The sequence below is a fragment of the Streptomyces yokosukanensis genome (assembly GCF_001514035.1).
GTDB classification, from domain to species: Bacteria; Actinomycetota; Actinomycetes; order Streptomycetales; family Streptomycetaceae; genus Streptomyces; species Streptomyces yokosukanensis.
This window is the reverse complement of record NZ_KQ948207.1, coordinates 325,463-345,878: the sequence shown is the minus strand read 5'-3', so window position 1 is coordinate 345,878 and position 20,416 is coordinate 325,463. Positions and strand designations below refer to the sequence as shown.

12 protein-coding genes are annotated in these 20,416 nt (G+C 74.5%); all 12 read right to left on the bottom strand.

All coding sequences use genetic code 11. From position 1 onward, the window contains the following. Positions 1 to 79 precede the first annotated feature (79 nt). Positions 80 to 4,945: a type I polyketide synthase gene (locus tag AQI95_RS04820; RefSeq protein ID WP_482255579.1), complete on the bottom strand. Its 4,866-nt coding sequence runs from the start codon at positions 4,943 to 4,945 to the stop codon at positions 80 to 82. Beyond that, complete coding sequence (locus AQI95_RS04815) at positions 4,834 to 10,266, bottom strand: type I polyketide synthase (protein ID WP_067117831.1); 5,433 nt, start codon at positions 10,264 to 10,266, stop codon at positions 4,834 to 4,836. Before AQI95_RS04815 ends, AQI95_RS04820 begins: the two co-directional genes overlap by 112 nt. A 123-nt stretch (positions 10,267 to 10,389) precedes the next feature. Continuing rightward, complete coding sequence (locus AQI95_RS04810) at positions 10,390 to 11,814, bottom strand: RNA polymerase sigma factor (RefSeq protein WP_067117828.1); 1,425 nt, start codon at positions 11,812 to 11,814, stop codon at positions 10,390 to 10,392. Next, positions 11,801 to 11,950 (bottom strand): YciI family protein, encoded by a 150-nt coding sequence (locus tag AQI95_RS44460; RefSeq protein ID WP_079071051.1) that lies wholly within the window; start codon positions 11,948 to 11,950, stop codon positions 11,801 to 11,803. The genes AQI95_RS04810 and AQI95_RS44460 overlap by 14 nt, the downstream gene beginning before the upstream one ends. A 92-nt stretch (positions 11,951 to 12,042) precedes the next feature. Further along, positions 12,043 to 12,654, bottom strand: coding sequence for a TetR/AcrR family transcriptional regulator (locus tag AQI95_RS04805; RefSeq protein ID WP_067117825.1), 612 nt, complete (start codon positions 12,652 to 12,654; stop codon positions 12,043 to 12,045). Positions 12,655 to 12,701: 47 nt separating this feature from the next. Beyond that, on the bottom strand, positions 12,702 to 13,616 hold the full coding sequence (locus AQI95_RS04800) for a 3-hydroxybutyryl-CoA dehydrogenase (protein WP_067117822.1): 915 nt from the start codon (positions 13,614 to 13,616) through the stop codon (positions 12,702 to 12,704). A gap of 34 nt (positions 13,617 to 13,650) precedes the next feature. Then, positions 13,651 to 14,823 carry an acyl-CoA dehydrogenase family protein gene (locus tag AQI95_RS04795; RefSeq protein WP_067117819.1) on the bottom strand — a complete coding sequence of 391 codons (1,173 nt, stop codon included), beginning with the start codon at positions 14,821 to 14,823 and terminating at the stop codon, positions 13,651 to 13,653. A 118-nt stretch (positions 14,824 to 14,941) separates the two neighbouring features. After that, positions 14,942 to 16,114 carry an acyl-CoA dehydrogenase family protein gene (locus AQI95_RS04790; RefSeq protein ID WP_067117816.1) on the bottom strand — a complete coding sequence of 391 codons (1,173 nt, stop codon included), beginning with the start codon at positions 16,112 to 16,114 and terminating at the stop codon, positions 14,942 to 14,944. A 49-nt stretch (positions 16,115 to 16,163) separates the two neighbouring features. Continuing rightward, positions 16,164 to 18,260, bottom strand: a complete 2,097-nt coding sequence (locus tag AQI95_RS04785) for an acetate--CoA ligase family protein (RefSeq protein ID WP_067117813.1) — start codon at positions 18,258 to 18,260, stop codon at positions 16,164 to 16,166. A gap of 1 nt (position 18,261) precedes the next feature. Next, the gene (locus AQI95_RS04780) at positions 18,262 to 18,453 is read right to left on the bottom strand and encodes a ferredoxin (RefSeq protein WP_067117810.1); all 192 of its coding nucleotides are present in this window, start codon (positions 18,451 to 18,453) and stop codon (positions 18,262 to 18,264) included. A 133-nt stretch (positions 18,454 to 18,586) separates the two neighbouring features. After that, positions 18,587 to 19,843 carry an NADH-ubiquinone oxidoreductase-F iron-sulfur binding region domain-containing protein gene (locus AQI95_RS04775; RefSeq protein ID WP_067117807.1) on the bottom strand — a complete coding sequence of 419 codons (1,257 nt, stop codon included), beginning with the start codon at positions 19,841 to 19,843 and terminating at the stop codon, positions 18,587 to 18,589. Further along, entirely contained in the window at positions 19,840 to 20,310 is a 471-nt protein-coding gene (locus AQI95_RS47145) for a hypothetical protein (protein ID WP_067117804.1), read from the bottom strand. The genes AQI95_RS04775 and AQI95_RS47145 overlap by 4 nt, the downstream gene beginning before the upstream one ends. Positions 20,311 to 20,416: the final 106 nt, after the last annotated feature.

Here is a 20,416-nt window from a genome sequence, read left to right as displayed (position 1 = left end):
GGTGTCGCCACTCCTGTGCGAAGAGGTGGACTGCGGTGGGGCCGGGGTGTCGTGGGAGGGTGGGGTCACGCCGAACCGATCACGCCGAGCCGAGCTCGTTGTCGATGAACGCGAAGACGTCGTCGGCGGAGGCGTCCTCCAGCCGTCCGGCGACGGCGGCGGCGTCCTGGCCGAGGGTCTTGTTCAGATCGGCCAGCAGGGACTGCAGGCGCGTGGTGATCCGGCCCTGCTCGATGTCCTCGGCAGTGAGGTCGCCGAGCCGGGCCGCGACCCGGTCGAGTTCGGCGACGACCGAGTCCACGGAGGTGTCGGCGCCCGCGAGTTCGGTGCCCAGGTGCTTGGCGAGGGCGGCGGGGGTGGCGTAGTCGAAGATGAGCGTGGCCGGCAGCGGCACCCCGGCGGCGCTGCTGATCCGGTTGCGCAGGTCGACCGAGGTGAGGGAGTCGAAGCCGAGGTCGCGGAAGGCGGTGGTCGCCTCGATCGCGTCGGCGCTGCCGTAGCCGAGCACCGCGGCGGCCTGGCCGCACACCAGCTCCTGCAGGGCGCGGTCGCGTTCGCCGCCGGTGAGGCCGGCGAGCTTCTCGGCGAAGCCGTCGGCCGCGCCCGCCTCGGCACCTCCGCCGGTGCCGCGCCGGGCCTCGGGCAGCGCGGACAGCAGGGCGCTGGGCCGGCTCGAGGTGAACGCGGGCGCGAACACGGACCAGTCGACGTCGGCGACGGTGACGGTGGTGTCGCCGCCGTCCAGGGCGCGGCCGAGCGCGGTCAGGGCGCGCTCGGGGGCGAGGAGGGACATGCCCATCGCGCGGGCGGCCGAGCGGACGGTGCCGTGGGCGGCCATGCCGTCGCCGCCCCACGGTCCCCAGGCCACCGAGGTGCCGGCCAGTCCGGCGGCCTGCCGGTGCTCGGCGAGGGCGTCGAGGTAGGCGTTGGCGGCGGCGTAGTTGGCCTGTCCGGCGCCACCGACGGTGGCGGTCAGCGAGGAGAACAGCACGAACGCCGACAGGTCCCGTTCCGCGGTGAGTTCGTGCAGGTGGCGGGCGGAGTCGGCCTTGGCGGCGAGGACGCCGGCGAACCGGTCGGGGGTGAGTGCGTCCAGGACGCCGTCGTCGAGGACCCCGGCCAGGTGCAGCACGGCGGTCAGGGGGTGCTCCTCGGGTACGGAGTCCAGCAGCGCGGCCAGCGCCTCGCGGTCGGCCACGTCGCAGGCGGCGAGGGTCACCTCGGTGCCGGTGCCGGTGAGTTCGGCGACGAGGTCGTCGGCGCCGGGCGCGTCCGTGCCCCGGCGGGAGGTCAGCAGCAGGTGGTCGGCGCCCTCGGCGGCGAGCCATCGCGCGACGGCCGTACCGACCGCGCCCGTGGCCCCGGTGACCAGCACCGTGCCGGACGGCTTCCAGGGAGCGCCGGCGCGGGCCGGGGCGTGCTCCAGGCGGCGGCCGTAGGCGCCGGACTCGCGGATGACGACCTGGTCCTCGCCGCCGGCGTCGCCGAGCAGCGCGGCCAGTCGGGCGACGGTCTGCGGGCCGATCTCGGCGGGCAGGTCGATCAGTCCGCCCCAGCGGTCGGGGTGCTCCAGGGCGGCGACCCGGCCGAGACCCCACACCTGGGCCTGCGCGAAGCCGGTGACCTCGGCGGCCGTGCCGTGGGCGACGGCGTCACGGGTGGCGCACCAGAGCGGGGCGGTGATCTCGGCGTCCCCGAGCGCCTGGACGAGGGCGGCGGTCGAAGTCACGTCGGTGGCCGGCGCCAGCATGGACAGCACGCCGTCGACGTCGCCCCGGCCGGCGACCAGTCCGGCCAGTTCGGCGCGGTCGGCGGCGAGCGGCACCGTGAGGGTGTCGATGGTGACGCCCCGGTCGGCGAGCCCGGTCAGGACAGCGAGCGTCCACGGGTCGTCGTCGGCGGGGACGACGGCCAGCCAGTGCCCGCCGAGCGCCGGGGTGGCGGCGGGGGCCAGCGGCTCCCAGGCGACCCGGTAGCGCCAGCCGTCGGCGGCGGCGTTGGCCTGCCGCTGCTCGTGCCAGGCGGCGAGGGCCGGTACGACGGCGGCGACGGAGGTCTCGTCGGCGACGCCGAGGGTGGCGGCGACGGCGGGCACGTCCTGGTCCCGGACCAGCTCCCAGAACGGGTCGGCTGCGTCGCCTCCGGCGCGGGCCGCCGCGGAGCGCTCGGCCTGGAGGATGGGGGCGTCCTCCCAGTGGCGGTCGCGGCGGAACGGGTAGGTGGGCAGGTCGACCTTGCGGCCCCCGGCGAACACGGCCGTCCAGTCGGGGCCGCTGCCGGTCAGCTGCAGCCTGCTCACGGCGTCGACGAGGGTGGCGTCCTCGTCCCGGTCGCGGCGCTGGGCGCCGATGACGTCGGGCACCACGTCCTGGGCCATGTTGGTGAGGACCGAGTCGGGGCCGACCTCCAGGAAGCGGGTGGCGCCCTCGGCGGCGAGGGTGGTGACGCCGTCGTGGAAGCGGACGGCCTCACGGACGTGCCGCACCCAGTACTCGGGCGAGGTGAGCGCGTCGGCCATGCGGCCCGTGACGTTGGAGACGACGGGCAGGGCGGGCTCGTGGAAGGTGAGGCCTTCCAGCACCTCGCGGAACGCGTCGAGCATGGGGTCCATGCGGTGCGAGTGGAAGGCGTGGGACACCTTCAGCCGGGTGGTCTTCTCCACCTGCGCGGCGACGGCGAGCACGGCCTCCTCGTCGCCCGAGATCACCACCGCGCGGGGGCCGTTGACGGCCGCGATGTCGACGCCGTCGGTGAGCAGCGGCGTGACCTCGGCCTCCGAGGCCAGCAGGGAGACCATCGCACCGCCGGTCGGCAGCTCCTGCATCAGCCGGCCGCGGGCGGCGACCAGGGCGACCGCGTCCTTCAGCTCCAGGACACCGGCGACGTGTGCGGCCACGACCTCGCCGATGGAGTGCCCGGCGAGCAGGTCGGGGCGGACACCCCAGTGCTCCAGCAGCCGGTACAGGGCGGTCTCGAAGGTGAACAGGGCCGCCTGGGTGTAGACGGTCTGGTTCAGCGGGGACGCGGCCGGGTCGGCGGCCTCCTCGAACATCACCTCGCGCAGCGGACGCTCCAGGTGGGCGTCGAAAGCGGCGCAGATCTCGTCGAAGGCCGCGGCGAACACCGGGAAGGCCGCGTGCAGGGTGCGGCCCATGCCGGGCCGCTGGGAGCCCTGGCCGGAGAACAGGACGCCGAGCCGGCCGGGTTCGGGGGTGACGACGGCCGCCTGGCTCCCGTCGGCGACGGCCCGCAGGGCGGCGAGCAGTTCGTCCCGGTCGCGGCCGGTGACGGCGGCTCGGTGGGTGAACCGGGTGCGGGTGGTGGCCAGCGAGAACCCGACGTCGTACGGGTCGAGGTCGGCGGCGGCGGCGAGCAGCCGCTCGGCCTGCCGCTGGACGGCGTCGGAGCCCTTGCCGGACAGCACCCACGGGACGACGGGCAGCGCGGCGCGCTCCGGGGCGGGCTGCTCGGCCTCCACGGCCGGCGCCTCCTCCAGGATGGTGTGCGCGTTGGTGCCGGAGATGCCGAAGGAGGACACGCCGGCGCGGCGGGGGCGGCCGTCGGGGGTGTGCCACGCGCGCGGCTCGGTGAGCAGCTCGATGTCGCCCGCGCTCCAGTCGACGGCGGTGCTGGGCTTCTCCACGTGCAGGGTGCGGGGGAGGGTGCCGTGGCGCATCGCCATGACCATCTTGATGACGGCGCCGACACCGGCCGCGGCCTGCGGGTGGCCCATGTTGGACTTGATGGAGCCGAGCAGGATCGGCTGGTTCTCGGGGCGGTCCTGTCCGTAGGCGGCGATGACGGACTGGGCCTCGATGGGGTCGCCGAGGGTGGTGCCGGTGCCGTGCGCCTCGACCGCGTCGATGTGGTGCGGGGCGAGTCGGGCGTCGGCGAGAGCCTGCTCGATGACGCGGATCTGGGCCGGGCCGCTCGGCGCGGTCAGGCCGTTGGAGGCGCCGTCCTGGTTGACGGCCGAACCGCGTACGACGGCGAGTACCTCGTGGCCGTTGCGCAGGGCGTCGGACAGGCGCTCCACGAGCAGCATGCCGGCGCCCTCGGCCCAGGCGGCGCCCGCGGCGTCGTCGGAGAAGGAGTGGCAGCGGCCGTCGGGGGACAGCGCGCGGCGCTCGCTGAACTCGATGAACATCTCGGGGCTGGCCATCACGGCGGCGCCGCCCGCGAGCGCGAGGGAGCACTCGCCCTTGCGCAGCGACTGGATCGCCGAGTGCAGCGCGACCAGGGAGGAGGAGCACGCGGTGTCCATGGTGACCGCAGGGCCCTCCAGGCCCAGGGTGTAGGCGATACGGCCGGAGACGATGCTGCCGGAGATGGTGCCGCCGATGTAGTCGTGGTGCATCAGGCCGACGAAGACACCGGTCGAGGAGCCCTTGACCGTGGTGGGGTCGATGCCGGCGCGCTCGAACGCCTCCCAGGTGACCTCCAGCAGCATCCGCTGCTGCGGGTCGGTGCCGGGCGCGTCCTTGGGGCTGATGCCGAAGAACGCGGGGTCGCACTCGGCCGCGTCGTGCAGGAAGCCGCCGTGGCGGACGTAGGACTTGCCGGGGGCGCCGGGCTCGGGGTCGTAGATCGCCTCGACGTCCCAGCCGCGGTCGGTGGGGAACTCGGTGACGACGTCGATGCCCTCGTCGACGATGCGCCACAGGTCCTCGGGGGTGCGCACACCGCCGGGGTAGCGGCAGCCCATGCCGATGATGGCGACGGGCTCGCGGTCCTGCTCCTCCAGCTCCCGTACGCGGCGGCGGCTGCGCTCCAGCTCGGTCGTGGCCCGCTTCAGGTAGTCGCGGAGCTTGCCGGCCGTGGCCGAGTCTTCCATCACAGGGCTCCCAGTTCGTTGTCGAGCTTGGCGAAGAGTTCTTCGTCGCTGGCTTCCCGGAAGTCCTCCGGTGCCCCGGGCGCGCTGTGGCGTCCGTGGGTGTCCTGCCAGCTGCGCAGCAGCGCTTCGAGGCGCGCGGTGACGCGGGCGTGGCTGCCGTCCTGGTCGGGCAGGTCGTGCAGGGTGGCTTCGAGGCGGTCCAGTTCGGCGAGCGCGGACCGGGTGAGGTCGGCCGGTCCGGGCACGAGCGCGCCCTTGAGGTGGGCGGCGAGGGTGAGGGGGGTGGGCTGGTCGAAGACCAGCGTCGCGGGCAGGGCGAGGCCGGTGGCGCCCGCGAGGAGGTTGCGCAGCTCGACCGCGGCGAGCGAGTCGAAGCCCATCTCCTGGAAGGCACGCCCCGGGTCGACCGACTCCGGCGAGGGGTGCCCGAGCACGCCGGCGACATGGGTGCGGACCAACTCCAGCAGGGCGCGGTCCCGTTCGGAGTCCGCGAGCGGCGCCAGACGGTCGCGCCAGGAGTCGGCAAAGACTCCCGCCGCGGCCTCGGCGCCGCGCCGCCGGGCGGGCCGCACCAGGCCGCGCAGCAGCGCGGGCACGCCGTCCGGCCGGGCGCGCAGCGCTGCGGCGTCCAGGCGTACGGGCACCAGGACGGCGTCCTCGGCGCCGAGTCCGGCGTCGAAGGTGCGCAGTCCCTGGGCGGGGGTCAGCGCGGGCAGGCCGAGCCGGCGCAGCCGTTCGAGGTCGGCGGCGTCGATGTCGGCGCTCATACCGCCGGAGCCGGACCACAGGCCGTAGGCGAGGGACACGGCGGGCAGGCCGAGTGCGTGGCGGTGGGCGGCGAGGCCGTCGAGGAAGGTGTTGGCGGCGGCGTAGTTGGCCTGGCCGCCGCCGACCAGCAGACCGGCGGTGGAGGACAGCAGGACGAAGGCCGTGAGGTCCCGCTCGCGGGTCAGTTCGTGCAGGTTCCAGGCGGCGTCCACCTTGGGCCGCAGCACCCGGTCGACCTTGTCCGTGTCGAGGGTGGCCAGCACGCCGTTGTCGACGACGCCGGCGGCGTGCACCACGGCCCGTACGCCGTGCCCGTGCTCGTCGAGCAGCGCCGCCAGGTCGGCGCGGTCGGCGGCGTCGCACCGGGCGAGGGTCACCTCGGCGCCCGACTCGGCCAGTTCGTCGCGCAGTTCGGCGGCTCCGGGGGCGTCCGCGCCGCGGCGGCCGGCCAGCAGCAGATGCCGTACGCCGTGCTCGGTGACCAGGTGACGGGCGATCAGGGCGCCGAGGCCGCCGGTGCCACCGGTGATCAGGACGGTGCCGTCCGGGTCCCAGGCGAGGGGGCCGCCGGGCTTGGCGCGGGCCAGGCGCGGCACCCTCACCTCGCCGTCCCGCACCGCGACCTCCGGTTCCTCGGCGGCCAGCGCGGTGGTGAGGGCGGGGCCCGGGGCGGCGCTGCCGTCGCTGTCGATCAGCAGGAACCGGCCGGGGTTCTCGGCCTGCGCGGCGCGCACGAGTCCGTACAACGGGGCGTGCGTGAGGTCGCCGGTGCGCAGAAGCACGGCGAGCCGTCCGTCCGCGCAGCGCTCGTCGTCGAGCCAGGTGCGCAGGGTGTCCAGCGTGCTGTTCACCCGGTCCCGCACCAGGGCGGGCAGGTCCGGCGCGGTGTCGGGCGCGGCCGGTACGGCGAGCAGGACCAGCTCGGGGACGGGGCCGGCGGCGAGGAGCGCGGCCGGGTCGGGGTGACGGGGCGCGTCGAGGCCGGTGTCGCCTCCACCGCACACGGCCAGGGCGGGCAGGTCGGCGGCCGTCGGGCCGGGGGCCGGGACGAGGTCGACCCGGTACAGCGGGTCGTCGCCGTCCCCGGCGAGCTGCTCGGCGGAGACGGGCCGGGCCACGAGGCTGCGCACGGTCGCGACGGGTGCGCCGGTGGCGTCGGCGAGGGTGAGGGCGACGGCGTCGGAGCCGGACGGGGCGAGGTGCAGACGCAGGGTGTCGGTGCCCGCGGCGTGCAGGGTGACACCGCCCCAGGCGAAGGGCAGCACGGCCTGGCCGCCCGGGAGGTCGAGCAGGTTGACGTGCAGGACGGCGTCGAGGAGCGCCGGGTGCACGCCGTACGCGGCGGCGGTGGCGCGGGCGCTGTCGGGCAGGGCCGCCTCGGCGAACAGCTCGTCCCCGCGGCGCCACATGGCGCGCAGGCCCTGGAAGACCTCGCCGTAGCCGTAGCCGGTGCCGGCGAGGCCGGGGTAGAGGCCGTCCAGATCGACGGGTTCGGCGTCCCTGGGCGGCCAGTCGGCCAGGTCGGCCGGGTGCGCCTCGTCGGCCGCTGCGCGGGTGAGGGCGCCGGCGGCGTTGCGGGTCCACGGGGCGTCGGTGGTGTCGGTGCGGCGGGACCAGACGGTCAGCTCCCGGCGCCCGTCGTGTTCCCCGCCGACGGCGACCTGTACGGCGAGGGCGCCCTGCTCGGGCAGGATCAGCGGGGCGTGCAGGGTGAGTTCGTCGACGGTGTCGCAGCCGGTGCGCTCCGCGGCCTGCAGTGCCATCTCGACGAAGGCGGTGCCGGGCAGCAGCACGGTTCCGTGGACGGCGTGGTCGGCCAGCCACGGCTGGGCGGCGAGGGAGAGCCGGCCGGTGAGGACCGCTCCCCCGGTGTCGGGCAGCTCGGCCGCGGCGCTCAGCAGCGGATGGCCGGTGGCGCTCTGCCCCAGGCCGTCGGCGTCGCCGCTGCCACCGGCGCCGGCCTCCAGCCAGAGGCGTTCACGCTGGAAGGCGTAGGTGGGCAGGCCGATCGGCCGGGCGCCGTGCGGGGCGAAGAACGCCGCCCAGTCGACGGCGGTGCCCGCCGCGTGCAGCCGTGCCAGGGCCGTGACCAGGTCGCGTTCCTCGTCGCCGTCGCGGCGCAGTCCGGCGACGGTCACGCTGTCCTCGGGCACGCAGTCCACGGCCAGGGCGGTGAGCGCGGCGTCCGGGCCGACCTCGAGGAACATCCGGGTGCCCAGCCCGTGCAGGACGGTGACGGCGTCGGCGAAGCGTACGGCCTCGCGGACATGCCGTACCCAGTACGCGGGCGTGGTCAGCTCGCCCGGCTCGGCGAGGGCGCCGGTCAGCGTGGAGACGATCGGGATGCTCGGCTCCGCGAAGTCGCACGCGGCGGCGGCCTCGGCGAAGTCGGCCAGCATGGGCTCCATCAGCGGCGAGTGGAAGGCGTGCGACACCTTCAGCCGCTTGCTCTTCTCGAAGCGCGCGGCGAGCGCGTCCACGGCGTCCTCGGCGCCCGAGATCACCACGGAACGGGGGCCGTTGACGGCGGCGAGCCCGACCCGGTCGTCCAGGTGGGGGGCGACCTCGTCCTCGGTGGCACGCAGCGCGGCCATGGCGCCGCCCGCGGGCAGGGCGGCCATCAAGGTGCCGCGCGCGACGACGAGGCGTACGGCGTCCTCCAGGCCCAGTACGCCGGCGACATGGGCGGCGGCCAGTTCACCGACGGAGTGCCCGGCCAGATGGTCGGGGGTCACTCCCCAGGACTCCAGCAGGCGGTACAGGGCGACTTCGGTGGCGAAGAGGGCGATCTGCGCGTAGTCGGTGCGGGTCAGCAGGTCGCCGTCGGTGTCGATCACCTCGGCGAGCGGCCGCTCGAGGCTGCGGTCGGCGAGCGCGCACACGGCGTCGAAGGCCTCCGCGTACACCGGGAACGCCCGGTGCAGGGCCCGGCCCATGCCGAGGCGCTGTGCTCCCTGGCCGGTGAACAGGAACGCCGTCCTGCCGCCGACCGGCGTGCGCGGGTCGGCGGTGGCGAGCTGGTCGAGCAGCTCGGCGGTGTCCCGGCCGACGGCGACGGCGCGGTGCTCGAAGAGGGCTCGGGTGGTGGCCAGCGACAGACCGAGGTCGGCCGGGCGCGTGCCGGGGGCGGCGTCGAGGTGCTCGCGCAGCCGCCCGATCTGCCCGGCGAGAGCCTGTCGGCCACGGCCGCTGACGATCCACGGCACGCAACCGCCTTCCCGCACGGGCGAGTTGGTGCCGTTCTCGCTGCCTTCGGCGCTTGCGGCCGGGGCGGTTTCGTCGGGTGCCTGCTCCAGGACGACGTGCGCGTTGGTGCCGCTGATGCCGAAGGAGGAGACCGCGGCGCGGCGGGGCCGGCCGGCGTCGGGCCACGGGCGCCGCTCCAGGGCCAGTTCGACGGCGCCCGCGCTCCAGTCCACCTGGTCGGTGGGGGCATCGACGTGGAGCGTCGGCGGAACCACGCCGTTCCGCATGGCGTGCACCATCTTGATGATCCCGGCGACGCCCGCGGCGGCCTGGGTGTGCCCGAGGTTGGACTTGACCGAGCCCAGCAACAGCGGCCGCTCGGCGGGGTGTTCCTTGCCGTACGTCGCGAGCAGCGCCTGCGCCTCGATGGGATCGCCGAGGGAGGTGCCCGTGCCGTGCGCCTCGACGACGTCGACATCGGCGGCGGTGAGCCCGGCACCGGCCAGCGCCTGGCGGATGACCCGCTGCTGGGACGGGCCGTTGGGTGCGGTCAGGCGGCTGCTGGCACCGTCGGAGTTGATCGCGCTGCCCCGGATGACGGCGAGCACCGGATGGCCGCCCCGCTGGGCGTCGGCGAGCCGCTCCAGCAGCAGCATCCCGGCGCCCTCGCCCCAGCCGGTGCCGTCGGCCGCCGTGGCGAAGGCCTTGCAACGGCCGTCCGGCGAGAGGCCGCGCTGCCGGCTGAAGTCGACGAACGTCTCCGGCGTGGACATCACGGTGACGCCGCCGGCCAGGGCGAGCGAGCACTCGCCCGACTGCAGCGCCCGCACCGCCCAGTGCAGGGCGACAAGGGAGGAGGAGCAGGCCGTGTCGACGGTGACGACCGGGCCTTCGAGGCCGAAGGCGTAGGCGACGCGCCCGGAGGCGATGCTGGCGGCGCTGCCGTTGGCGAGGTAGCCGTCGAGGTCGTCGGGGACGGCGGTGAGGCGGGTCGCGTAGTCGTTGTACATCACGCCGGCGAACACGCCGGTGCGGCTGCCGCGCAGGGAGGCCGGGACGATACCGGCCCGCTCGAAGGCCTCGTGGGAGGTCTCCAGCAGCAGCCGCTGCTGCGGGTCCATGGCGAGGGCCTCGCGGGGGCTGATGCCGAAGAAGTCGTAGTCGAAGTCGGCGGCGTCGTGCAGGAATCCGCCGGTGCGGGCGTAGGTCTTGCCGGTGGCGTCCGGGTCGGGGTCGTACAGGGCGTCCACGTCCCAGCCGCGGTCGGCCGGGAAGTCGGACACGGCGTCGGTGCCCGAAGCGACCAGGTCCCACAGCTCCTCGGGGGTGGTGACGCCGCCCGGGTACCGGCACCCGATGCCGACGACGGCGACGGGGCCGTGTGCGCGTTGCTCGTTCTCGCGCAGCCGTCGCCGCGCCTCCCGCAGTTCCGCGGTCGTCCGCTTGAGATAGTCGAGCAGTTGCTCTTCGTTGTTCACCAGCGCGCCATCCGATCGAGATCGAAGTGAGGGCCTCGGCCGTGCGGAACGCCTCCGGACGGTTTCCGGTCCGCTTCCCCTCCGCTGTTGGAGGCTAGGTAGGGGTACGGACGCAAGACACCCCTAGAGCCCCCAGGGGCCCCGGCAGGGGTTAAGGGGTCCCTGGCGGCGCGCTGGTTCCGGCACCGGGCAGGCACACGATTTCCGCGTGCCGAACCGGCGGCGGGCCGGCTGTGTGTTTCCGGTCACGAGGGCGGTGTCCGCGGACGGCGAGCGGTATCCCCACCGACGCTCCGCCCAGGTCGCGTCCCCGCCGCCGCGCAGGCGGGCGGTGAGCAGGGAGCGTTCGGCCGGGTTGGTGGTGAGGCGGAGGGCCTGTCGGTCGGCCTCGGCGGCCTCCGAGTCGCGGCCCAGGTCGCGCAGCAGCGAGGCGCGGGTGGCGTGGAAGAGGTGGTAGTGGCCGAGCCGGTCGGTGAGGTCCTCGACCTGGGCCAGTGCGGCGGCCGGGCCGTCGGTGTGACTGATCACGACGGCACGGTTCAGGCGTACGACCGGCGAGGGGTCGACGGCCAGCAACATGCCGTAGAGCCGGCGGAGTTGGGGCCAGTCGGTCTCCTTCCAGCCGGGTGCCTCGCAGTGCACGGCGGTGATGGCGGCCTCGATCTGGTAGGGGCCGGGTCTGCCGAGAGTGGCGGCCCGCTCGATGAGGGCGGTGGCGCTGCGGATGCGCCGTGCGTCCCATCGAGTACGGTCCTGGCCGGCGAGCGGTACGAGCCGCCCGCCGGCGTCCAGGCGAGCGGGCCAGCGGGCCGCGTGCAGGCGGATCAGGGCGAGCAGGCCGAGGGGCTCCGGCTCCTGGGGCAGGGCCCCGGCGAGCAGGGCGGCGAGCCATTCCGCGTCGTCGACCAGCTCGCGCCGTACGCCGACGTCTCCTGCCGTGGTGAAGCAGCCCTCGTTGAAGACGAGGTACACCACGCGCATGACCTGGGGCAGCCGCGCGGCGCGCTCCTCGGACTCCGGAGCCCGGTAGGGGATGCCTGCCTTCGCGATGTTCTGCTTGGCCCGGGTGACGCGCTTGGCGAGGGTGCCTTCGGGCACCATGAACGCCCGCGCGATCTCGGCGGTGGTCAGGCCCACCACGGCGCGCAGGGTCAGGGCGACCTGGGCGTCCGGGTCCAGCGCCGGATGGCAGTAGGTGAAGATGAGGCGCAGCCGGTCGTCGGGCTCGCGCTCGGCCGAGTCGGGCAGGGCCTGGATGCGGGCCGCGAGATCCGGGAGCCGGTCCTGGAAGCGGGCCTCGCGGCGGATGCGGCCGAGGGCCTTGTTGCGGGCGCAGGTCAGCAGCCAGGCTCCGGGCCGCCGGGGCGGACCGGTGCTCGGCCAGCGCCGCAGCACCTCGACCACGGCCTCCCCGACCATCTCCTCGGCCAGGTCGAAGTCGCCGAGGAGGCGGACCAGGCCGGCGGTGAGCCGGCCCGCCTCCTCGCGGAAGACCCGCTCGATCAGCGACCGGGTGGCCTGGGGGCCGAGCGGGTCAGCGCTCGGCAATCGGACGCACCTCCACCTTGCCGTCGGGCACCGGGAAGCTCGCCGCCAGCCCCAGGGCGGCGTCCAGGTCCGGCACCTCGACGATCGCGTAGCCGCCGATCGCCTCCTCGGCCTCCAGCAGCGGGCGGTCGATCATGGTGGAGCGGCCCTTGTCCTCCTCGGTCGTCCTGTCCGTTCACCTCCACGACGAACGAGCCGGCGCCGACCGGACAGGAGCGTCCCGGAAATTCACTCCATCGGCATCCTGTCGGGCAGGCCCAGCGCGGCGGACACCTGGCGCCAGACGGATGCGAGCGCGCCGTCGAGGGTGACCGTCGGGTCGCGGAGCATGAGGCGGATGCCGTAGCCGTCGCTCAGGGACAGTACGAGCGTGCACAGCTCGTCCACGTCGGTCGGCGTGAACTCGCCGGACGCGATGCCGCGCCGCACCGCGTCGGCCACCCAGGTGTGCAGCTGCGCGTACAGGTCCACGGCGTAGGTCCGGGTCGCCTCGTCGCGCAGTGCCCGTACCCACAGTTCCTGCCAGAGCCGCCAGTCCTGGTGCAGCTCGGGATCGGTCGGCAGGAGATTGCGCACGATGCGGGCCAGGATGACCGCCGCCGACGCCGTCTCCGCGTCGCGTTCCACGTCGGTGGCGGTGTTGGCGAAGGAGTGGGTCATCGCCTCGGTGAACAGCTTCTCGCGGGTGTCGAAGTGGTAGTGCAACAGCGCCGTGGACACACCGGCCTTCTCGGCGACCATGCGCATCCGGATCTTCTCGAAGCCGATCTCGGCGATGGCCTCGCACGCCGCGGTCAGGATGCGCTCGCGTGTGTCGGCCGTGCGCATCTTGGTGGACACCCTGCGGCTCCCCTCGTTCGGTGGTCGTCGGCCGTGACCATTTTCCCTCACCTTTCCCCAGACCGGGGCGTCGAGGGTGCCGCCGCCCCGCGCTGCGGCTGTCCGTCGTAGGCGTGGAAGCCGCGGCCGGACTTCCGCCCCAGCAGTCCGGCCTCCACCATCCGGGACAGCAGCGGCGGCGGTGAGTACTGCGGTTCGCGGAACTCGGCGTACAGCGACTCGGCGATGGCCCGCGTGGTGTCCAGGCCGATCAGGTCCGCGAGAGCCAGCGGTCCGAGCGGGTGCGCGCAGCCGAGGACCATGGCGCGGTCGACGTCCTCGACGCCGGCGCTGCCGGACTCCACCATGCGGACGGCGGCCAGCAGATACGGCACGAGCAGCGCGTTGACGATGAAGCCGGCCCTGTCCCGGGTGCGGACGACCTCCTTGCCGAGCCGACCCGTCACGAAGGTCTCGGCGCGTGTCACGGTGTCGGCGGAGGTGAGCAGGGAGGGCACGAGTTCGACCAGCCGCAGGACCGGTACGGGGTTGAAGAAGTGCACGCCGACGACGTGTTCGGGGCGGGTCGTCGCGGAGGCGAGTCGGATGACCGGGATGGAGGAGGTGTTCGTCGCGAGGAGGGTGTGATCGCCGGTGACCGCGGCGTCGAGGCGGGTGAAGACGTCGGCCTTGAGGCGCTCGTCCTCCGCCACGGCCTCGATCACGAGGTCGCGGTCGTGCAGTGCCTCGATCTGGTCGGCCACGGTGATCAGGCCGGCGGCGGCCACGCGCCGCTCGTCGGTGAGCCTGCCGTGCGCGCTGGCCCGGTCGAGTGAGCGGGTGATGCGCAGGCGGCCGGCGCGGGCCGCCTGCGCGTCGCGTTCCACCACGGTCACCGGCAGACCGGCCCGCGCACAGACCTCGGCGATGCCCGCGCCCATCAGTCCGCAGCCGACGACTCCGACGCGTTCGATGTCGGTCATCCGAGCTTCCCTTCGATCTGTGGGGGCGGTGGTGTCAGACGGTGGGCAGGTCCAGGACCCCCGAGCCGCGCTTGATCAGCTCGTTGGCGATGATCAGCCGCTGGATCTCGGAGGTGCCCTCCCAGATCCGGTCCACCCGCAGTTCCCGGTAGAGCCGCTCGACCGCGTACGTGCGGTCGTAGCCGCGCCCGCCGTGGATCTGCAGGCATCGGTCGATCACCCGGCCCGAGGCCTCGCTGGCCGCGAGCTTGGCTATGGAGGCCTTGGCGTGCAGCGTCTTGCGGTCCTCGGCCGAGGCCTGGTCGACCTCCCAGGCGACCTGGTGGGTGTAGGCGCGGTTGACGGCGACGTCCACGGCGCTGTCCGCGAGCATCCCCTGGATCAGCTGGTACGACGCGATCGGCGCCCCGAACTGCTCCCGCTCCACCGCCCAGTCACGGGCCAGCTCCAGGGCCCGTTCGGCGGCGCCGGTGGTGCGGGCGGCGATCATCAGGCGCTCCTCGGTGAACCAGGAGCGTGTGATGTCGTATCCCTCGCCGATGCCGCCGAGCACGGCGTCCTCGCCGACCTGGACGTCGGTGAAGGTGAACTCGGGGTGTTCGTAGACGAAGGTGTGCATGAAGCGGGGCACGCGGGTCATCTCGATGCCGGGGGTGTCCTTGTCGACGAGGAACAGCGTCGGCGCGCGCCCGGGTCCGGCCGCGGCCAGCACGATCATGAAGTCGGCGTGGTCGCCGACCGTCACGAACCACTTCTCGCCGTTGAGCACCCAGCCCTGGCCGTTCCTGGTGGCGGTGGTGGCGATGTTCTGCGGGTCCGAGCCCGCGCCGCGCTCGGTGACGGCGTAGCAGTCGCGCCGCTCGCCCTTGATCACCGGGACGAGGAAGCGCTCGCGCTGCTCCGGGGTGCAGAAGCGGAGTGCGTTGGCGGGCCGCCACACCATGTCCCACAGGGCGCCGGTGAGCCGGCCCAGCTCCTCCTGCACGGTGACCTGCTCGGCGATGGTGAGTCCGGCGCCGCCCCACTCGGCCGGCATGTTGACGGCCTGGAGTCCCGCGTCGAGGACGGCGTCGCGGATCTTGGTGTGTGCGTCGGCGGGCAGGCCGTTGTCCTCCTCGCACCGGATCTCGTAGGCGGCGATGACGTCGGTGAGGGCACGGGCGTCGGCCTTGAGCCGGGCCTGGCGCGGGGTGAGACGGAAGTCCATGGATGTCCTCGCTGTGCAGTGGTGGAGGGGCTGTGCGGTGGTTGGGGCTGTGCGGTGGTTGGGGCTGTGCGGTGGTTGGGGCTGTGCGGTGCTGGAGGGCCGGTGGTGAAGGGGCGGTCTAGTGCGTGGGCAGGGCCAGGGCGCGGGTGCCGCGCTTGATCAGCTCGTTGGCGATGATCAGCCGCTGGATCTCGGAGGTGCCCTCCCAGATCCGGTCCACCCGCAGCTCGCGGTACATGCGCTCGACGGGGTGGCTGCGGTCGTAACCACGGCCGCCGAAGATCTGCAGACAGCGGTCCGCCACCCGGCCGGCGGCCTCGCTGGCGGCGAGCTTGGCGGTGGACGCCTTGGCGTGCAGCGTCTTGCGGTCGGTCTCCGGCTGGTCCGCCTCCCAGGCGACCTGGTGGGTGTAGGCGCGGTTGACGGCGACGTCCACGGCGCAGTCCGCGAGCATCCCCTGGATCAGCTGGTACGACGCGATCGGCGCCCCGAACTGCTCCCGCTCCACCGCCCAGTCACGGGCCAGCTGCAGCGCACGCTCGGCCGCGCCGACCGTGCGGGCCGCGATCATCAGGCGTTCGTCCGTGAACCATTCCTTGGTCAGGTCGTATCCGTTGCCGACACCGCCGAGCACGTCCTCGTCGGCGACGAAGACGTCGGTGAACGTGAACTCGGGGTGCCCGTTGACCGCGGAGTGCATGAAGCGCGGCACGCGGGTCATCTCGACCCCGGGCGCGGCCTTGTCCACGAAGAAGAGGGTGGGCAGCCGCTCGGGCCCGGCGTCCGCCTGCACCAGCAGGAAGTCGGCGATGTCGCCACAGGTGACGAACCACTTCTCCCCGCTCAGCAGCCAGCCGCCGTCGGTGCGAGTGGCCGTGGAGGTGCCGGAGGCGGGGTCCGAGCCCGCGCCCGGCTCGGTGACGGCGAACGCGTCGAACCTCTCCCCGCGGATCACCGGCAGCAGGTACTTCTCGCGCTGCCGTTCATCGCCGTACGCGAGGACGTTGGCGGGCCGCCAGGGGATGTCCCAGAGGCAGTTGGTGACCTTGCCGAACTCCTCCTCCACGATGACCTGGTCGAGGAGGCCGAGGCCGGCACCGCCCCACTCTGCGGGCATGTTGATGGCGTAGACCCCGGCGGCCATGGCGGCCCGGGTCAGTTCGCCGACCAGCTCCTGCGGCAGGGGGCCACCGGCCTGCTCGGACTGGTCCTCGTGACGCATCAGCAGGCGCGCGTAGCCGGCGGCGCGGCGTTTGAGATCGGTCTGCTCGGGGGTGTAGCGCATGTCCATGGGGGCCTCTTCGGTTCGGGGGGCGCAAGGAGAGGGAGCTGGAGATCGATCAGGCGACGGGGCCGGGAACGGGTCCGGGGACGGGTCGGGCGAGTACGGCACGGGAGTCGAGGGCGAGTACCCCGTGCGGGCGGACGAGCAGCGGGTTGACCTCGATCTCGGCGATCTCCGGGTGGGCGGCGGCGAACGCCGTGATCGTCTCGATGGCCGCCGCCGCCGCGCTGAGGTCGACGGGGGGCCTGCCGCGCACCCCGCCGAGCAGGGCGGCGGTGCGCAGTGCGCGCAAGCGGCGCAGGGCGCGCTCGGCGGTGACGGGGGCGAGGGTGAAGGCGACGTCGTGCAGGGCCTCGGCCAGTACGCCGCCCAGCCCCACCATGGCGACGGGTCCGAAACGGGGGTCCCGGTCGACGCCGACGATCAACTCGACGCCGTCGCTCAGGTCCGCCATTGCTTCCACGGAGTAGGAGGCGGCGCCGAGCCGGGCGTGCATCTCACGGAAGGCGGCGAGGAGTTCGTCGGGCCCGGCGAGCCCCAGCGCCACACCGCCCGCGTCGGACTTGTGCAGCAGATGGAGGGCCTTGAGGACATACGGACCCCTGAACTCCCCGGTCGCGACGATGAGTTCGCGCTCGTCGCGGATCTCCCGCGCGGCCGGGAAGGGGAGTCCGGCCGCCTCCAGGGCTCTGCGGGTCTGCAGATAGCCGCTCTCGTGCAGCGGGGGCGCGGGCGCGGGAAGGGGGGTGATGCCCGGGTACGGTGCGCCGGGTGTCGTCGCGGCCAGGGCGCGGGCGGCGTCCTCGGTGGCGCCGAAGACCGGGACGCCGGCCGCGGCCAGGATGCGGCAGCTCGGCGACTCGGGATACATCGACTGCACCACGAGCGGCTTCGCGGTGGCCCGGTGGCGGGCGGCGATCAGGCGCGCGGCGGCCTGTTCCCCGTCCGCGAGGACCGTGCCCCCTCCCCCGAGGCCGCCGGTCGCGTCGGCGTCCGCGTAGCCGCCGAAGTAGCCGGTCATCAGGACGGCGTCGACCTCCTCGGCCGCGAGCAGGGCGGTGACGGTCTGCGCGTACGAGTGCGGGTTCTGCTCCCCCATCCCGGCGAGGTCCACCGGATTGGCGACGGCCGACTGCTCCCACAGGGCCGTGCGCAGCCGTTCCCGTGTCGGCTGGTGGAGTTCGGGGACGGCCAGACCGGCCGCTTCGACGGCGTCGGCGGCGACGACACCGTGGCCGCCGCCGTCGGTGAGTACGGCGACCCGACGGCCCGACGCCCGCCGCGCGCCGTTCAACGCGGCCAGGACGACGGTGAGTTCACGTGGGGTGGCGACCAGTTCGACCCCGGCGTCCCGGCACGCCGCGCCCACCACGTCGGCCGAGGTGGTCAGCGCCCCGGTGTGCGACTGGGCGCTGCGCGCGGAGGCGTCGCCGCGTCCGGCGGTGAGCAGGACCACGGGCTTGCCCGCCTCGGCGGCGGCCTCGGCGAAGGCTCGTCCGTCGGCGAAGTCCTCCGCGTAGACCGCGACGGCTTCGGTGCCCTCGTGCCGTGCGCAGTCGACGAGCAGGTCGACGAGGGTGACGTCGGCCTGGTTTCCGAGCGAGACGAACCGGGAGAAGCCGAGGCCGTGCGGGCGGAAGCGGAGCTGGAGTTCCAGGGCGAGGTTGCCGCTCTGGCTGAGCAGCGCGATCCCGCCGGGGGTGAAGGTGTCGGAGGCCAGGAAGAGGTCCGTGGTGTTGTCGGCCAGCCCGAGGCAGTTCGGCCCGACCATCACGGCACCGGCGGCACGCACACGTGCGGCGACGGCCCGCTGACGGGCCCGTCCCGCGTCTCCGGTCTCCGCGAAGCCCGCGGTGATGGCGACGATGGCCCGGGCCCCGCAGGAGAGGGCTTCGTCGACGGCGTCCTCGAAACCGGCGGCGGGCACGGAGACCACCGCCAGGTCGACGGGTTCGCCGAGCGCGCTCAGGCTGGGGGCGGCGGTGCGCCCGAGCACCGTGCCGCCGCGCCGGTTGACGAGGTGGAGGGGGCGGCGGCCGTTCGCGCGCAGGGCCTGGGCGGCGATGGCGTGGCCGTACTTGGCGGGGTCGTCGCTGGCTCCGACGACGGCGACGGATATGGGGTCGAACAGGGCCGACAGGTCGCGTCCCATCTCACTTCACCAGCCGCAGCGCCGAGTTGGGGCACGCCGCTACGGCGGCTTCGACGCCGTCCGCCCCATCGGCGGGCAGTTCGCTCACGCGCACGTGGGCGTACCCCCATTCGTCGAGACCGATCAGCTCGGGCGCGGGTTCCTGGCAGAGGCCGTAGCCCTGGCAGCGGGTGGAGTCCAGCAGGAGTTTCACGGGGCGGTCCTTTCGGAGGCGAGGGTGGGGAGGCGAAGGCTGGGGCGGCGGAAGTCAGGACCGCGGGGGGACGGGCGGTGGACGGCCGAGAGCGGGAGGCCGGGAGGCCGGTCGAGGCATCGGCACCCCGGAGTCAGGGCACCGGAACCGTGAACCGGCGGCCGTCGCCGGGTGGCGGGTCCGCGCACGCGGGGCAGGTGGCGTCACGGTGTGCGGCGACCCGGCCGGGGAAGTGGGCGAGGAGGGTGGCGGCGATCCGGGCGGCGGCGTCGAGCAGACCGCAGGCCCCACGTCCGGGCAGCTGCCGTGACCAGCGGTGCAACCGGTCGGCCGCCGCGTCGTCCGCCGCGCCGCGACCCACGGCCGTGAGGGTCCCGGCCAGCGCCTCGGTCCCGGAGACGCACACCCCGCACTGCCGGGCGCTCTGCGCCGCGAGGTAGGCGGCGGCCTCCGTGGCCACGGCGACCGGGCAGTCCTCGGGGTGCAGGAAGTGCAGCGCGCCGCAGCCGAGCGCGCCGCCGGCCGCCTTCAGCCGGTCGTGGTCGAGCCGGAGGTCCGTCCAGCCGGCGCCGTGCAGCCCGCCGAACAGGCCGCCCAGCAGCACCGCCTCGGCCCCGCCGTGCCCGCACAGGTCGGCGAGGCCCTTCAGCCCCGTACCGGCGGACACCTCGGCCAGGGCGGGGGCGCAGCCGTCCGATCCCGAGACGGTGACCAGATGAGCGCCGGCCACGCCCACCGCGGCGTCGGAGCACATGTGCATCACCGCGATCCGTGCCAGCGTCTCCACGTTGGCGACCAGCGTGGGCGCCCCGCCGACGCCCGCCTCGAAGGGACGCGGGGGCTTCGCCGTGGGCAGGGCCGGACCGCCCTCGATACGCCGGACGACCGCCGTCTCCTCACCGGCCACGTACGCGTGGTGCGTCCGTACGACGTCGACGCGCAGGCCGGTGGGACGCTCGGCGTGCGCGTGCCGGACCGCCTGCTCGGCGAGGGCGTCGGAGAGGTAGACGAAGCCGCGCTCGGCACCGGTCATGGCGGCGGCGAGCCGTAGACCGTCCAGGATCAGGTGCGGTCGGTGGCGCAGCAGCCACCGGTCCTTGACCGAGCCGGGCTCGCCCTCCTCACCGTTGGCGACGACGACGGGCCGGCCGGGCGCGTCGCGGACGGCGCACAGCTTCACGGCGGCGGGGAAGCCGGCGCCCCCTCGGCCTCGCAGTCCGACGGCGGCGATCCGGTCGAGCAACCGGTCGCGCGCGGTGAGCGGTGCGTACCCGCCCACCGCGAGGTAGCCGACGAGGTCCTCGACACCGCGGTACGGCTCAGGACCGAACACCGGCGAGACGAGCAGGCCGGGCTGCCCTTCGGGGAGGAGGGAGTGGACGCCGGTCATGTGGTGCTCCCGGGTTCGGACTGGCTGGGTTCGCGGTGGCTGGTGTGGTCGGAGTGGCTGGTGTGGTCCCGGCGGCTGGCGTGGCGCACGTGATGCAGGCGGGCCAACGCCCGTTCCAGGTCCCGCCGTTGCGTGGCGGTGCGCGCGTAGGCCGTGCCGGGCAGGCCGATCAGCATGCGGTGGTGGTCGAGGACGACCTCTCCGGCCACCCGCGCCGGCCGGGGGTCGGTGGCCGCGGATCCCTCCGCCGCCCGCACGACCAGGTCGGTGACCTCGCTCAGGTAGCGCAGCCAGCCGTGCTGCGTGCCGCGCAGCACGAGCCGCTCGACGCGCCGGCGCTCGGCGGCGACCAGGGCCCGTGGCGGGCGTCCGTCCGACGGTGCGCGCAGGGCGGCCACCGCGGCGGGCAGTTCCTGTTCGGGCTCGGGCGTGAGGCCGAGCCATACGAGACTTCGGCGGGCGCTCATGCGTGCCTCCTTGGTCGCACCGTCGTCCGGTCGCACCGTCGTCCGAGCGGGCCGGGGACGGGGTGGCGCGGCGGCGGAGTGGACGGGAGATCTTCCGGCGCCCGAC